The sequence below is a fragment of the Cobetia sp. Ld8 genome (genome assembly GCF_045066615.1).
Lineage (GTDB): Bacteria > Pseudomonadota > Gammaproteobacteria > Pseudomonadales > Halomonadaceae > Cobetia > Cobetia amphilecti.
Genome location: NZ_JBISHF010000006.1, coordinates 1 through 15,612 on the forward strand (window position 1 = coordinate 1; position 15,612 = coordinate 15,612).

Annotated in this window: 8 protein-coding genes and 1 rRNA gene; 6 read left to right on the forward strand and 3 right to left on the reverse strand. The window is 62.0% G+C overall.

Translation table 11 applies throughout. The annotated features are described in order from the left end of the window. Window positions 1-3 precede the first annotated feature (3 nt). Window positions 4-119 (forward strand): 5S ribosomal RNA (gene rrf, locus ACJJV2_RS01790). Window positions 120-1,284: 1,165 nt separating this feature from the next. On the opposite strand, the gene ACJJV2_RS01795 is transcribed toward rrf, so the two are convergent. Next, window positions 1,285-2,130, reverse strand: a complete 846-nt coding sequence (locus ACJJV2_RS01795; protein WP_405277907.1) for an acyl-CoA thioesterase — start codon at window positions 2,128-2,130, stop codon at window positions 1,285-1,287. 200 nt (window positions 2,131-2,330) lie between these two features. On the opposite strand from ACJJV2_RS01795, the gene tadA reads away from it, so the two are divergent. Beyond that, entirely contained in the window at window positions 2,331-2,777 is a 447-nt protein-coding gene (gene tadA / locus ACJJV2_RS01800) for a tRNA adenosine(34) deaminase TadA (RefSeq protein WP_279836850.1), read from the forward strand. 54 nt (window positions 2,778-2,831) lie between these two features. Here the strand turns inward: tadA and ACJJV2_RS01805 are convergent, their stop codons facing one another. Both ACJJV2_RS01805 and mltF read right to left on the reverse strand, forming a co-directional pair. Continuing rightward, window positions 2,832-4,787, reverse strand: coding sequence for a GGDEF domain-containing protein (locus ACJJV2_RS01805; RefSeq protein WP_405277909.1), 1,956 nt, complete (start codon window positions 4,785-4,787; stop codon window positions 2,832-2,834). 82 nt (window positions 4,788-4,869) lie between these two features. Then, window positions 4,870-6,363: a membrane-bound lytic murein transglycosylase MltF gene (gene mltF / locus ACJJV2_RS01810; RefSeq protein ID WP_405277912.1), complete on the reverse strand. Its 1,494-nt coding sequence runs from the start codon at window positions 6,361-6,363 to the stop codon at window positions 4,870-4,872. Window positions 6,364-6,535: 172 nt separating this feature from the next. Between mltF and purL the strand changes: the two genes are divergently transcribed. From purL to ACJJV2_RS01830, 4 genes are all read left to right on the forward strand, one after another. Continuing rightward, entirely contained in the window at window positions 6,536-10,450 is a 3,915-nt protein-coding gene (gene purL / locus ACJJV2_RS01815) for a phosphoribosylformylglycinamidine synthase (protein ID WP_405277914.1), read from the forward strand. Window positions 10,451-10,862: 412 nt separating this feature from the next. After that, complete coding sequence (locus tag ACJJV2_RS01820) at window positions 10,863-12,509, forward strand: FMN-binding glutamate synthase family protein (protein WP_199852285.1); 1,647 nt, start codon at window positions 10,863-10,865, stop codon at window positions 12,507-12,509. A 213-nt stretch (window positions 12,510-12,722) separates the two neighbouring features. Further along, on the forward strand, window positions 12,723-13,544 hold the full coding sequence (locus ACJJV2_RS01825) for a crotonase/enoyl-CoA hydratase family protein (RefSeq protein ID WP_405277916.1): 822 nt from the start codon (window positions 12,723-12,725) through the stop codon (window positions 13,542-13,544). A gap of 229 nt (window positions 13,545-13,773) precedes the next feature. Then, window positions 13,774-15,564, forward strand: coding sequence for a DEAD/DEAH box helicase (locus ACJJV2_RS01830; protein WP_405277918.1), 1,791 nt, complete (start codon window positions 13,774-13,776; stop codon window positions 15,562-15,564). The last annotated feature ends 48 nt before the right edge of the window (window positions 15,565-15,612 follow it).

Here is a 15,612-nt window from a genome sequence, read left to right on the forward strand (position 1 = left end):
TCGCCTGACGACCATAGCGAGCGTGAACCACCCGATCCCATGCCGAACTCGGAAGTGAAACCGCTTAGCGCCGATGGTAGTGTGGAGTTTCTCCATGTGAGAGTAGGTCATCGTCAGGCACTTATACCGAACCGCCCCTGTAGCCTTGCTGCAGGGGCGGTTCTCTTTGTGGTGAGAAAAAGTTGTGCTCAGGAACAATTTGCGCAGGAAGTCCTGGATGCGAAATAGCTGTGGGAGAGAGATAAGCTTTCCCTGGCTGTGCAAGAAGAAAGTCTTTGGCTCATCATCGTGCTGTGATGGTTCTGTCATTGACGAAAAATGATGTGTGCTTGTTATTTATCCCTGGTTTTGCCAAGAACCTCCCTTGGAGCTTTTACTGTGGGGGTGTGTTTTTATGCGGCTTGAAGCGCCTGGTATGGAGCTCTTGGCGGTGGGCCCATCATATTGATATTCATTTGGTAGTGTAGAGTTTCTTCATGTGAGAGTAGCGGATGGCCGCCCCGATCCTCGTCAGGTACTTATCCCGAACCGCCCTTGTAGCCTTGCTGCAAGGGCGGTTCTCTTTGTGCTCAGGAAAAAATTGGCGCAATAGAAAAGCCATGCCGGGGTAAATGCGTACAGCCCAAGACATAGCTATATGAGCTATATGATACAAAGATGCCTCTATCGCGATAATGATAGAGGCATCTTTGTATATGGATCAGTATCACTGGGAAAACGTGCTGGCTCTCCATTGAGTGTACTTGATCGACAGGCATTCCACGCTGTTGCGAGATATCTTTATCGGGAGATATCTTTGCTGTTGCTGCACCTGCTCGGTGTCTGCGCTGTCATTGAATATCACTCATTGAAGCTACCCATGAACAGGCGCAAGGAGGCGACATGTCGAGGGGCTTTTCATATTCGTTATCAAGACTTCTAGTGGCAGGGATGATGGCCCTTTTGATGGGGGTGATGTCATCAGGAATGGCATCTGCCGGGGAGCGAGAGAGGAAGATAGAGCGCTGTCAGTTCATCAAGGACAAGATCGAATATTATACTGATAGGCGCCGCGGCGGCGGGTCGTCGGGCCAGATGCGAAGTTGGCAGTCCCAGCGGAATGACTACAAGCAGCGCTATCGGGATGAAAACTGCACGCGCGTCAGGACAGCACTGAAGTGACTCCCGTAATGACGTGATAATAGTGAGTCGCAGTGCGCTACTCTTAGTGCTGTAGGTTGTAGATAGACGCAGCCAAAAATGACAATGCCCCTCTTGAGAATGTCTCAAGAGGGGCATTGTTGTTCAGGGACGTTTACGCAGGCGTGTCAGGCCTTCCTGGGCGCTGGATGCCACCAGCTCGCCGTGCCGGTTGTAGAGACTGCCGCGAGCGAAGCTGCGTGCGCCTCCCGCCCACGGGCTATCCATCTCGTAGAGAATCCAATCATTGACGCGTACATCGCGGTGGAACCATAGCGAGTGATCCAGGCTCGCCATTTGCAGTTCGGGCGAACCGAACCGCACACCATGTCCGCCGAGGCCTGTCGCCAGCAGATTGAAGTCGGAGCTGTAAGTCAGGAGGTAGCGATGCAGGGCATCATCTTCCGGCAGCTCGCCTGCCAGTCGGAACCATAGCCGCTGGCGTGGTGGGGGGCAGGCGTCATCATCACTCGCCGTGATCGGCGCCTTCAGGCGCAGGAACTCGATGGGATGGCCTTCGTAGCGCTCGATACGTGCCCCCTGTTCGATCAATTGCTCTGGGGATTCTATATCGGGCATGGCGAGCTGATGCTCGAATCCCGCCTCCTTGCCATGGAAGGAGGCGCTGCAGAAGAAGATGGTCTTGCCACTCTGGATGGCACTGATGCGGCGGGTCGTGAAACTGCCGCCATCACGCACGCCATCAACCTGATAGATGACAGGCTTGTGGGCATCGCCCGGGCGCAGGAAGTAGCCATGCAGAGAGTGGACCTGGCGTTCGACCGGTACCGTGCGTGTCGCTGCGGACAACGCTTGTCCGAGTACCTGTCCGCCAAACAGCTGAGGGAAGCCGAGGTCCTGACTGTGCCCTCTGAACAGGTTCTCTTCCAGGGTCTCAAGACCCAGCAGGGTGACCAGAGCCTCAAGAGGCGCAGTAGCTGTTTGGGTCATGAATCTATCCTTGTGCTGAGAGGCAGGCGCTCGGAGCAGTGCCAGACCGCGCGGGGTGGCAATGCAGGAGGAAGCGCGAGCGCCAAGCCGTTATCATGGTGAGCGAAACAATGGCTTCAGGATACCGGAGAACAACGGTGAGTGACGAGTTGGCGATAGCGCCGCAGGCCCGGAGTGGGCCACGTGGGGATCATTACTATATGCACCGCGCGCTGGACCAGGCGCGGCTGGCATTCGAGGCTGGCGAGGTGCCTGTCGGCGCGGTGGTGGTGGATCCTCAGGGCGACATCATCGGCACTGGCTACAATGCGCCGGTCAGCACCCCGGACCCGACGGCACATGCCGAGGTGCAGGCCTTGCGCGCGGCGGCGGCCCGACTCGGCAACTATCGTCTCGACGATTGCACGCTGTATGTGACGCTGGAGCCCTGCATGATGTGCAGTGGTGCCTTGATCCACGCGCGGGTGAAGCGGGTCGTCTACGGGGCGGCAGAGCCGAAGACCGGCATGGTGGAATCGCGTGCCAATCTGTTTGCACAGCCCTGGCACAACCATCACGTCGAGGTGGAAGGGGGGCTGTTGGCCGCACAGGCCAAGCGCTTGCTCAAGTCCTTCTTCGCTGAGCGGCGCGGTGAGCTTCCGCGCTGAACCTTCCGCTCAGATCTCTCCGTGTTGCCATCGTGTTGGCTTCAGCATGGACCGTCAAGCGGCGACCTGGACCTGATTACGACCACTAGACTTGGCGCGATACAGCGCCTCATCCGCTGCCTGAAGGAGCGCATCCAGCCGCAACGGAGCGCGCGCTACGCATGCCATGCCCACGGATACCGTGACGACGCTGTCCGTGGCGGGCTGCGGCAATCCTGCGGCCTGCACGGCACGCCGCAACTCTTCCGCCAGAGTGCGCCCTACCGCGCGTGGGCATTCCGGAATGCACACCACGAACTCCTCGCCGCCGAAACGCGCTAGTATGCCGCCGGCAGCCTCGACGGGTGCCCGTGAGACGGAGGCAATCTTCTGCAGGTAGCGGTCTCCCTCCAGATGCCCCAATTTGTCGTTGATCGTCTTGAAGAAGTCGATGTCCAGAATCATGACCGTCAGGGGCATCTTGCCGCTGAAGCTCTGCACCTGTTCAAGGAAATAACGACGATTGGGCAGCTGAGTCAGCTCGTCGTGACGCGCAAGCCACTGGATCTCGTTCTGAAGTCGCTCCCGGCGCACCATCTCTTCGCGAAGTGCATCATTGGCATTCTTGACGATGCCATGCTCCTGCGAGACGCGGCGATACATGTAGATCACGAGAAAGAGCAGGTAAGCCAACAGTATTCCCGTCAGCAATGTCACCTCTGGCAAGCGGCCGCGTGTGGCAGCGAGGAACTGCTGTGTTGGTTGCAGGCCCAGTGTCAGGTCGGTGGCGGGCAGCTCGATGGGGATGCGGTGCCCCCAGGGCGCCAGACGGCTTTCGGGGCCGACATGGATATAGATGTTGCCACGCTCTGACAGGGTGACCGCAAATGACTCATTGCGTGCCGAATCCATGGCTCTGTCGAGCAGAGGTGCCAGGTCAACTACCATGGCGATCGCCCCCAGGATAGAGCCATCGCGTGGGTCGCGCACCGGCAGGTAGGACACCATGCCCTTGCCGCCCTGAATCAGATCGATGATACCGGTATGGCCCTCGATGCCGAGTTCCAGCGGGTTGCGCAGCGGCGTGTCTGGCTGAGCATCCAGCAGCCGTATGCCCAGCACATCATGGTTGCCCCCCTTGTCAGGGAAGACGTGCGTTATCACGCTGTCCGGGTCGATGAAGGCAATGTTCTGGAAGTAATTGAAATCCTTGTAATAGCTTCGCGCCAGGCGTTGCCACTCTCCGCGTGACGGTGTCTGCCCCATCAGACTCCAGAAGCCCGCGAAGCGACGCATCGCATTGAGCTGATCGTTGATCTCGCGAGACAGCTCCGTGGCGATCTTGTCGCCCAATACGTAGGTCGCCTGATTGATGCGATTGTTTTCATCCTGGCTCTGCTGTTGCCAGGCGAGCAGGCATATCAGGGTGATTGTGGAGGAGATGACCAATGGCACGACAGTACGGCGCCACATATGTATGAGTGCCGGCTGCACATCGATCCATTGTGCGATCAACAGCAGACTGACAAAACTGGTCAGCGTGATGCGCTCCGGACCTGCCAGTACCATGCTGGCGACGGAAAGACTGGCGTCTGTCGTCATGGCAAACAGCAGCAACAGCGTGACTTGCGTCAGCTGGATGGCAGAGCCGAACCCCAGTCGCATGCGCAGCAGGGCGCAGGTCGTGAGGCCAAAACAGGTGAACAGGATCAAAATGGGTGGCCGGATATTGGCGATATGCCAGTCGCCCGGCAGATTGATCAGCAGGTCTCCCCAGTGGTCCACCCCCACCCAGCTCTCCGGTAGCAGGAAGGTACAGACCAGCAGGATGTTGAGGATCAATGACGTGCCGAGGAACAGCTGACTGAGGAAGGTATTGCGCCAGTGCCAGGCAGCCTGGCCGGCGGCTTGCAGGGTCAGCATCATCAGCAGCAGCGCATTGGCTTCATTGCCGGCAGACGGCCAGAGCCCCAGCAAGGCGATGCCGAACGCGATCAGGCTTAGCGACATCAAGACGAGTCTGCGTGTCATTCCCTGTCCTTAGAGGCCCTTGATGCGTGGTGAAAATGAGTGCGCTTGAAGCATCTGAGTGCTGACTGCCCGAACTCCATCCTCAGAGAATCGGAGGCACTGTATCGAAGGGATTGCTGTCGCCTTCGTCGTCGGTAATCGGACGCTCATCCAGCTGATAGAACTGCTGCTGGCTACGGTAAACATAATTCAGTATTTCATAGTATCTACGAATGTTGCGTACATAGATGACGGGCTCTCCCCCTCGCGCGTAACCGTAGCGGACCTTCTGATACCACTCACGATTCTGCAGCAATGGCAGGGCTTCACGAACATCCTTCCATTTGTCCGGATTGCCATTCTTCATTCGCACGATACGCCGTGCATCCAACAGGTGACCGAGGCCGACGTTGTAGGCTGCGAGAGTCATCCAGGTGCGGTCGGGTTCCTTGATTCCCTCCGGAAGCCGACCCTTGATGCTAACAAGATAGCGCGCTCCACCATCTATGCTTTGAACGGGGTCCAAACGGTCGCTGACATTCATTTCCCGAGCAGTGGCATTTGTCAGCATCATCAGTCCGCGCACCCCGGTAGGGGAGGTCGCACGTGGTTTCCAATGCGACTCCTGATAACCGGTGGCCGCAAGCAGTTTCCAATCGAGAGCCGTATCGCGAGCCGCTTGTTTGAAGTCATCGATATAGGTCGGCAAGCGCTCGCGTGCCTGACGGATGAAGGTACGAGCACCGACGTATTCCAGGTAATCATCGTGGCCGAAATAGCGCTCGACCAGCTTGCTCAGGGTGCCATCCTGGCGGCGTGTCTCGAGAAAATCATTGGCGGCGGTCAGCAATGAGATGTCGCCATGTGCGGGGAAGGCCCAGGCCAGGGTCAGGGGATCGCCCACGTCGAAGCCGTTCTCCACATTGGGGAAGAACAGGCGATTGAGCTTGAATTGATGGGCATAGACGACCGCCGCATCCAGCTTGTCTTCCTCGATGCGTTGCAGCAGGTCCGCCACCTCAAGCTCGCCGGTTTCCTTCCAGCTGAGCTCGGGGATGTCCTGCTGGACTTCGCGCAGTACCAGGCTGGTGCCGGCGCCCTTGATGACGCCGATGCGCTTGCCGACCAGATCCTTCAATTCCTTGGGCGGGTGCATGCCGCGCCGATAGACCACCATCGCCTGCAATTCGAGGATGGGGCGCGAGAAGCGCAGCTCCTGTTCGGAGAGATCCAGCGGCAGGGTCGCGGCCGCAAGATCGGCCTGATCATTGAGCACGCTCTGGGTCAGGCTCTCGATATTGTGCTCGGAATCCATCGACAGACTCACGCCAAGATAATCGGCGAAGTCCCGTGCCAGCTCGTATTCGAAACCGGTAGGCCCCTGACGGCCACGATAGAAGGTCGTGGGGGTATTGCGCGTGGCGACCTGAATGAAGTCGCGCGCGCGGACATCGTCCAGCCGCGTGGGCATCTCGATGAGGGTGCGCTCGGGCAGTATCAGCAAGGCGAGGGCCAGCGCCGCGACGAGGAAACGCCGCGCGTGGCGCAGCAGCTGTCGCACGGGCGGAATGAGAGAAGAGGGCGAAGTCTTGAGCATGCGTCAGCATCATTCACGGCAGGGCTTCCACCATACCGGCAGCTCAACACACTGTCATCCAACGCATGTCGCCTGCGGGCTTCGTTAAGGCTCGCCTTTCACGTATGATATGCGCTTGCTGCCGCCGTTTGGCGGTTGTCCGTTCACGCTGCTTCAGAGGCTTTCCCTGACCATGCTCGAACTGCGAGGCGCGCCTGCCCTTTCCGCCTTCCGTCACACCCGTCTACTGGCTGCATTACGCGAGCTGGTGCCGGAGGTGGAATCTCTTCATGCCGAGTACCTTCATCTGGCCGAGGTCGATGGTGAACTGAGCAGTTCCGATCGGACAACACTGGAGCGCCTGCTGGACTACGGCCCCAGTCGTGACGAGAGCGCTCCGGAAGGACATCTCTTCCTCGTCATCCCCCGTCTCGGCACGCTGTCTCCCTGGTCTTCCAAGGCCACGGATATCGCCGCCAACTGCGGCCTGCCGCAAGTCCGCCGCCTCGAGCGTGGCATCGCCTACCGCATCAAGCTGGACGCGCCCCTGAGCGAAGAGCTCTTCGCCACGCTGTCCTCCCGACTGCACGACCGCATGACCGAGACGGTATTGACCCGTACTCAGGACGCGGCACGTCTGTTCCAGCATCAGGCACCTGCCAAGCTTGCCCATGTCGACATCCTCGGCGGTGGCCGCGAAGCTCTGGCCAAGGCCAACGGTAGCCTGGGTCTGGCGCTGGCCGATGACGAGATCGATTATCTGGTCGAGTCCTTCAAGACTCTGGGCCGCAATCCTGCCGACATCGAACTGATGATGTTCGCTCAGGCGAACTCCGAGCATTGCCGCCACAAGATCTTCAATGCGGACTGGAGCATCGACGGCGAAGCGCAGTCGCACTCGCTGTTCAAGATGATCAAGAACACCTACCAGCATCATCCGGATGGCGTGCTGTCCGCCTACAGTGACAACGCCGCCGTCATGGAAGGCCCGACTGCCGGGCGTTACTTCCCGGCAGGCGAAGGCCACATCTATACCTACCATCAGGAACCGATCAACATCCTGATGAAGGTCGAGACCCACAACCACCCGACCGCCATAGCTCCCTATCCGGGCGCCGCGACCGGTGCCGGTGGCGAGATCCGTGATGAAGGCGCGACCGGTGTCGGCTCCAAGCCGAAAGCGGGTCTGACCGGCTTCAGCGTCTCCAACCTGCGTATCCCGGGCTTCGAACAGCCCTGGGAGCACGACTACGGCAAGCCGGAGCGCATCAAGACCGCCTACGACATCATGCTCGAAGGCCCGATCGGTGGCGCTGCGTTCAACAACGAATTCGGCCGTCCCAACCTCAACGGCTACTTCCGTACCTACGAGCAGGATGCCTTCGGTGCCGGCGGCATCGAGCGTCGTGGCTATCACAAGCCGATCATGCTCGCCGGCGGTTACGGCAACATCCGCAGCCAGCACGTCGAGAAGGGCGATATTCCGGTCGGCGCCAAGCTGATCGTGATGGGCGGCCCGGCGATGCTGATCGGTCTGGGCGGCGGTGCTGCCTCTTCCATGGCCTCCGGCAGCTCCAGCGAAGACCTCGATTTCGCCTCCGTGCAGCGTGACAACGCCGAGATGGAGCGTCGCGTGCAGGAAGTCATCGATCGCTGCTGGGCACTGGATGACAAGAACCCGATCTGCTTCATCCACGACGTCGGCGCGGGCGGTCTGTCCAACGCACTGCCGGAGCTGGTCAAGGATGGCGGTCGCGGTGGCCTGTTCGATCTGCGCGCCGTGCCGAGCGCCGAATCCGGCATGAGCCCGCTGGAAATCTGGTGCAACGAATCCCAGGAACGCTACGTGCTGGCGGTGGCGCCGGAGAATCTGGCCACCTTCGAAGCCCTGTGCGAGCGTGAGCGTTGCCTGTACGCCGTGGTCGGTGAAGCCCTCGAGGAGCACGAGCTGATCGTCAAGGATGGTCACTTCGATACGCGTCCGGTCGATCTGCCGATGGACGTGCTGTTCGGCAAGCCGCCCAAGATGTCACGCAGCTTCGAGCGCCAGACGCTGGAGCTGCCGGCGCTGGGTCTCGACAACCTCGACCCGCGCGAAGCGATGACCCGTGTGCTGCAGCTGCCCACCGTCGCCTCCAAGAAATTCCTGATCACCATCGGTGACCGCTCGATCACCGGTATGGTCGCGCGCGACCAGATGGTCGGTCCGTGGCAGGTGCCGGTGGCTGATTGCGCCGTCACTACCAGTTCCCTCGACAGCCATGTCGGTGAAGCGATGGCGATGGGCGAGCGTACGCCGGTCGCGCTGATCTCGCCGGCGGCGTCCGCGCGTCTGGCCGTGGCCGAGGTGATCACCAACCTGGCCGCCGCGCCGATCGCCAAGCTGTCTGACATCAAGCTGTCCGCCAACTGGATGAGCGCTGCCGATCACACCGGTGAGAATCAGGCGCTCTACGAGGCCGTCCACGCCGTCGGCATGGAACTGTGCCCGGCATTGGACCTGACCATTCCGGTCGGCAAGGACTCCATGTCCATGCGTACCGCCTGGCAGGACGAGAGCGGCGAAGACAAGTCGATCACCGCGCCGTTGTCGCTGGTGATGACAGGCTTCGCGCCGGTCACCGATGCCATGCGTACCCTCACGCCGCAGCTGCGTCGCACGCTGAATGGCGAGGCCGTGGAAACGGACCTGATCCTGATCGATCTCGGCCATGGTGCCCACCGCCTCGGTGGCTCCGCGCTGGCGCAGGTCTATGGTCAGGTCGGCAACGAAGCGCCGGATCTTGCCAAGCCCGAAGACCTCAAGCACTTCTTCGAGGCCATCCAGCGCTTCAACGTCGAAGGCAAGCTGCTGGCCTATCACGACCGCAGCGACGGTGGTCTGTTGACCACCTTGATGGAAATGTCCTTCGCGGGACGTGTCGGTCTCGACATCTCTCTCGACTGGACCGCCGCCGAGCCGGGTCAGGCCACCGGCGCGCTGTTCGCCGAAGAACTGGGTGCCGTGGTGCAGGTGCGTCGCGAACATACCGAGTCCATCCTCGCCGAGCTCAAGGCCGTGGGCCTCGAGCACAGTGGCGTGATCGCCACGCCGCGTGCCGATGAGCAGATCAACATCACGCTGCTGGGCCAGAACCTGCTCTCCACCACCCGCGCCAGCGCCGAGCGCCTGTGGGCCGAGACCAGCTATCGCATGCAGGCCGCGCGTGACAACGCCGATTGCGCCAAGAGCGAATTCGAGTCCATCAACGACGTGCGTGACCCGGGCCTGACCGCCCAGGCCACCTTCGACGTCAATGAGGATATCGCGGCGCCGTACCTGAACACCGGTGCACGTCCGCGCATGGCGATCCTGCGCGAGCAGGGCGTCAATGGTCAGCTCGAGATGGCGGCAAGCTTCGACCGCGCCGGCTTCGAGGCCGTCGATGTCCACATGAGCGACATTCTCGAAGGGCGTGTCGATCTGGACACCATGCGGGGGCTGGTCGCCTGTGGCGGCTTCTCCTACGGTGACGTGCTGGGCGCCGGCGGTGGCTGGGCCAAGTCGGTGCTGTTCAATGCGCGTGCGCGTGAACAGTTCGAGCGTTTCTTCAACCGTGACGACAGCTTCGCGCTGGGCGTCTGCAACGGTTGCCAGATGCTCTCCCAGCTCAAGGAGCTGATTCCGGGTGCCGAGGCTTGGCCGCGCTTCGTGCGCAACGAGTCCGAGCAGTTCGAGGCCCGTGTCGCGATGGTCGAAGTCGAGAAGAGCGCCTCGCTGTTCCTCGATGGCATGGAAGGCTCGCGCCTGCCGATCGCCATCGCGCATGGCGAAGGGCGTGCCGAGTTCCGCGACAGCGCTCACCTGCGCAAGATGCAGAGCAGCGGCCAGGTCGCGCTGCGTTACGTCGACAACTACGGCCAGACCACCACGCGCTATCCGGCCAACCCGAACGGCTCGCCGTCCGGTATCACCGGTCTGACCACCGATGATGGTCGCGTGACCATCATGATGCCGCACCCGGAGCGCGTGGCGCGTGCCGTCACCAACTCCTGGCGTCCGGACGACTGGCAGCAGGATGGCGCCTGGTTGCGCATGTTCCGCAATGCCCGTCGCTGGGTTGACTGAGCGACGTGACGCGCCAGCGACTCGGCCTCCTCGGTCGATGAGGCTGGCGCACGCCACCAGTGGCGAAATGCAGTAACGGGAGACGCCTTCGTGGTTCACGCCACGAGGGCGTCTTCTTGTTTACAGGCATGCCGAAAGCATCGTGGTGCGACTGGCTCAACAGCGGGTTCCACCGTTGAGCAGGACAGTCGGCCCGGCATACGGCAGGCTGGCGTCATCGTGATGTCGCCATCGCCATCGCCATCGCTATCGATGATGATGCCTGCCTGCCTGACAGGCATGGCGTGTTCCGTGGCCGCCGCACTGGACGCAGCCCGTGGTCGCAAATCTTGATCACAACCCCAGACCGCATCCCCTGACCCTCCCACAACGACAGCCCTGACATTGCTGTTCGCTGGCAAAGGAAGCTTTGATGAAACTGAAATGGTCGCTGTTACCTCGCTACTCCGTCTTCGGGCTCTGTGTCCTCGGCTTGCTGGTCTGCCTGGGGCTGTCGGAGCTGACGCCCTGGATATGGCCGCTGACGCTGCTGATGGCCTTTCTGGTCGCCGTCGGCATCTACGACATGCAGCAGCCGGATTACGCCGTGCGTCGCAACTATCCGGTGATCGGCAACATGCGCTACCTGTTCAAGGCGCTGCGTCCGGAAATGCGTCAGTACCTGTTCGAGTCGGACACCGATCAGCTGCCGTTTTCCCATAAGCAGCGCGAGCTGGTCTATGCGCGTGGCCGTCAGCACAATTCCTCCCAGCCGTTCGGCACCTTGCTCGATGTCTATTCCGACAGCTATGAGTTCATCGGTCACTCCATGCAGACCTCGAGCGTGCCGGACCCCAAGGGCTTTCGTCTCAACGTCGGCAACTCCCAGTGCTCGCATCCCTACAATGCCTCGCTGTTCAATATCTCGGCGATGAGCTTCGGCTCCTTGAGCGCCAACGCCATCCGCGCCCTGAACAAGGGCGCCAGGCTGGGCAACTTCGCCCATGACACCGGCGAAGGCAGCATCAGTCCCTATCACCGCGAATTCGGGGGCGATCTGATCTGGGAGCTGGGCAGTGGCTACTTCGGCTGCCGCGACGAGGAAGGGCGCTTCGATGGCGAGAAGTTTGCCCGTCAGGCGGCCAGCGAGCAGGTCAAGATGATCGAGATCAAGCTCAGTCAGGGCGCCAAACCCGGCCATGGGGGCGTCTTGCCGGCCAGCAAGATCAGCGAGGAGATCGCCGAGACGCGCGGAATTCCGATGGGCAAGGATTGCATCTCGCCGTCCAACCACGGTGAGTTCTCCACACCGCTTGAGCTGTTGAGTTTCATCCAGCGCCTGCGCGAGCTGTCGGGTGGCAAGCCGGTGGGCTTCAAGCTGTGCCTCGGTCAGCCGTGGGAGTTCATGGCCATCGTCAAGGCGATGCTCGAGACCGGGATCGTGCCCGATTTCATCGTCGTCGATGGCAGTGAGGGCGGCACCGGCGCCGCGCCGACCGAATTCACCGACCACCTCGGCACCCCGCTGCGTGAAGGGCTGCAGTTTGTCCACAACTCGCTGGTGGGCGCAGGGCTGCGTGATGAGGTGCGCATCGGTGTCAGCGGCAAGATCATCAGTGCCTTCGATATCGCCTGCGTGATGGCACTGGGCGCGGACTGGGTCAATGCCGCACGCGGTTACATGTTCGCGCTGGGCTGCATCCAGTCACTGAGCTGTCACACCAACAAGTGCCCGACAGGCATCGCCACCCAGGATGATCTGCGCCAGAAATCGCTGGTCGTGGAAGACAAGGCCGATCAGGTGCGTCACTTCCACCACAACACCCTGCATGCGCTGGCCGAGATCCTGTCGGCGGCGGGCCTGCACACGCCCTGGCAGATCACCCCGGACCACCTGGTGCATCGTGTCTCCGAGAATGAGGTCAAGCTGTTCTCGCACCTGCATCCCTTCCTGACCAAGGGCGCACTGCTGACGCAAGGGGATGACTATCCCTTCTATCGTCGTGTCTGGGCGATGGCCCAGGCCGAGAGCTTCCAGCCGCGATCGCTGTCAGAGGTCTCGGGCGCCAAGCGCGAGTAGACAATCGTCACCTCTGCGACCAAACGACCGTTCAACAACCGGGCGCAGGCAGTCACACTGAGACGTAGCGAGTCATGCCCGTGGGCAGCTCGACGAACGCAGTGTGGTTGCCTGCGCCTTTTGGGTTTATCACTGGATGAGTGCCATCGCTCGGCACTGTCGTGAAATCGTTCGAGCGCGTGCTTGCTCGTTATCCGTCGCAGGGAGACCGCCATGTCTGACGCTACCCACCTCACGCCTGAACGTTATGTGACCCTCTCGATCAGTGAGCATGTCGCCGACGTGCGCCTCAATCGCCCTGACAAGCACAACGGCATCGACTGGAAGATGATCGATGCCCTGCTGGCGGTACAGCAGGAGTTGCATGCCCGCGCCCGGGAATCAGGCCTGCGCGCCATCGTGCTGTCCGGCGAGGGGCCCAGTTTCTGTGCGGGGCTGGATATCGCCGCCATCATGGGCGACGCCGCCCGCGTGCCGCAGTTGCTGGTCGCGGGGGCCAATGGCTGTGCGCCGCAGCGCAATACCGTGCAGCAGCTGGCGCTGGGCTGGCGAGATGTCGGGGTGCCGGTCATCGCCGCTTTGCATGGCAATGTCTTCGGGGGCGGCCTGCAGATCGCGCTGGGGGCGGACATCCGGCTGTGTGATCCTGATGCGCGCCTGGCGGTACTCGAGATCGACTGGGGCATCATTCCGGACATGGGCATCAGTGTCACTGCGCGTGGCGTACGACCGGACTGGCTGCACGAGCTGACGTGGAGCGGGCGCAAGGTCGAGGCCGGGGAGGCTCAGGAAGCCGGCCTGGTCACGCGCATCATCTCCAGCCCGCAGGAGGAGGCGTTGGCCCTGGCGCGCCAGATTGCCGGGCGCTCTCCCAGCGCCATCCGCGCCATCACGCGTCTCTATGACGAGGCCCTCGCTGCGCCGGAAGCCGAGGCGCTGGCGCTTGAGGCAGAGCTGCAGTCCTCGCTGCTGGGGCGCGCGGAGCAGACCGAGTGCATCAAGGCCAAGCTCGAGGGACGCGCGCCGCGCTTCTGATCCAGACGGGCCAAGACTTACGGGCCAAGGTTGGCGGGCTCAGGTTATCCACACCCACTTTGCCGCTGCAGTCGCTGATGCGGATAATGGGGGCATTGTCCCTTCCTGCGATTCGGCGGCCTCTTGATGTCAATTTTCCTCTCAGCCCTCACGCCCCTGTCAGCCCTCACGTCCCTGGGCCTGCCTGCCGGCTGTGCTCCCACTCATGTGTCTTGCTGGACGGCGCTGCATGTTTGAGCTGCGTCCGTATCAGCAGGAGGCCGTGCGGCGTACCGTCGAGCATTTTCGCCGCAGTGATGAGGCGGCGGTGATCGTGCTGCCCACCGGCAGCGGCAAGTCATTGGTGATCGCGGAGCTTGCGCGTATCGCGCGTGGCCGTGTGCTGGTGCTGGCGCATGTGCGCGAGCTGGTCGAGCAGAACCACGCCAAGTACGAATCCTATGGCAAGGACGCCGACATCTTCAGTGCCGGCCTCAAGCGCAAGCAGGCCTCGCGTCAGGTGGTGTTCGGCTCGGTGCAGTCAGTGGTGCGCAACCTCGATGCCTTCACGCCTGAGGAACAGGCGGCTGATGCACAGGCGGCGCCCTTCACGCTGCTGGTGATCGATGAGTGTCACCGGGTCTCGCTGGAGAAGGACGCCAGCTATCGCAAGGTCATCAATCATCTGCGCGAGCACAATCCGCGCCTCAAGGTGCTGGGACTGACGGCGACGCCGTATCGTCTCGGTCAGGGCTTCATCTTCCATCGTCACTATCACGGCATGGTGCGCGGGGATGATGACTGCTTCTTCCGTGATTGCGTCTTCGAGCAGCCGCTGCGCCTGATGGTGCGGCAAGGCTTTCTGAGTGAGCCGCGGCGCGTCGATGTCGCGGTGGCGCGCTATGACTTCTCGCAGCTGGCACCCGGTATCGGCGGCAGCTTCCAGGAGGCGGAGCTCAACGAGGTGGTGCAGGGCTCGCGCGCGACGCCGGGCATCGTGCTGGATATCGTCGCCCAGGCACGCGAGCGGCGCGGTGTGATGGTGTTCTGTTCCACCGTCGAGCATGCCGAGGAAGTCACCGCACTCCTGCCTGACGGCGAGGCGGCGCTGATCACCGGCGAGACCCCCGGCGAGGAGCGCGAGCGGCTGATCAATGCCTTCAAGGCCCAGCAGCTCAAGTATCTGGTCAATGTGGCGGTGCTCACCACCGGCTTCGATGCGCCGCATGTCGACCTGATCGCCATCCTGCGGCCCACGGAATCCGTCAGTCTCTATCAGCAGATCGTCGGGCGCGGCCTGCGTCTGAGCCCCGGCAAGACGGACTGTCTGATTCTCGACTACGCCGGCAATCCCTGGGACCTCTACGCGCCGGAGGTGGCGACGCCGAAGCCGGCCGGCGACACCGAGATCGTGCAGGTCGAGTGCCCGGTATGCGGCAATGCCAATCTGTTCTGGGGACGCAAGGATGGTGAGCTGGTGGTCGAGCACTTCGGGCGCCGCTGCCAGGGGCTGGTCGAGTCGCCGGAGGGCGAGGGCAGGCCGCTGGTACAGTGCGACTTTCGCTATCGCGCCAAGGCCTGCCCGCAGTGTGGCGAGGCCAATGATATCGCCGCCCGCCATTGTCACGCCTGTCAGGCACGGCTGGTCGACCCGGATGACAAGCTGCGCGATGCGCTCAAGCTGCGTGACGCACGGGTGCTACGCGTCAGCGGCTGGCAGCTGGAGGAGGCGCGCAACGGGCGCGGTCTGCCACGCTTGAAGGTGACCTATTACGACGAGGATGGCACCGATCTGTCCGAGTGGTTCGCCCTCGAGACCCCCGCCCAGCGTCACGCCTTCCGCTTGAGCTTCCTCGCGCGTCATCTGCGCGCGCCGGGCAGTGACTGGGCACCGAAGGACATCGCCGAGGTGCTGGCGGGCGAGGAGCGTCTCAAGGCGCCGGACTTCGTCATCGGGCGCAAGAGCGGGCGTTACTGGCAGATCCGCGACAAGCTGTTCGACTACGCCGGGCGCTATCGCACCGGTATCGCCGCCGGCTGACCGGCGCGCTGGCCGCTGCGTGATCCGGTCGCGTGGCGCATGTTGTCA

Bases quoted from the DNA above. Each gene is read 5' to 3' on its own strand.
- ACJJV2_RS01795 (WP_405277907.1), bottom strand. From the start codon at position 2,130: ATGACCCAAACAGCTACTGCGCCTCTTGAGGCTCTGGTCACCCTGCTG.
- tadA (WP_279836850.1), top strand. From the start codon at position 2,331: ATGCACCGCGCGCTGGACCAGGCGCGGCTGGCATTCGAGGCTGGCGAG.
- ACJJV2_RS01805 (WP_405277909.1), bottom strand. From the start codon at position 4,787: ATGACACGCAGACTCGTCTTGATGTCGCTAAGCCTGATCGCGTTCGGC.
- mltF (WP_405277912.1), bottom strand. From the start codon at position 6,363: ATGCTCAAGACTTCGCCCTCTTCTCTCATTCCGCCCGTGCGACAGCTG.
- purL (WP_405277914.1), top strand. From the start codon at position 6,536: ATGCTCGAACTGCGAGGCGCGCCTGCCCTTTCCGCCTTCCGTCACACC.
- ACJJV2_RS01820 (WP_199852285.1), top strand. From the start codon at position 10,863: ATGAAACTGAAATGGTCGCTGTTACCTCGCTACTCCGTCTTCGGGCTC.
- ACJJV2_RS01825 (WP_405277916.1), top strand. From the start codon at position 12,723: ATGTCTGACGCTACCCACCTCACGCCTGAACGTTATGTGACCCTCTCG.
- ACJJV2_RS01830 (WP_405277918.1), top strand. From the start codon at position 13,774: ATGTTTGAGCTGCGTCCGTATCAGCAGGAGGCCGTGCGGCGTACCGTC.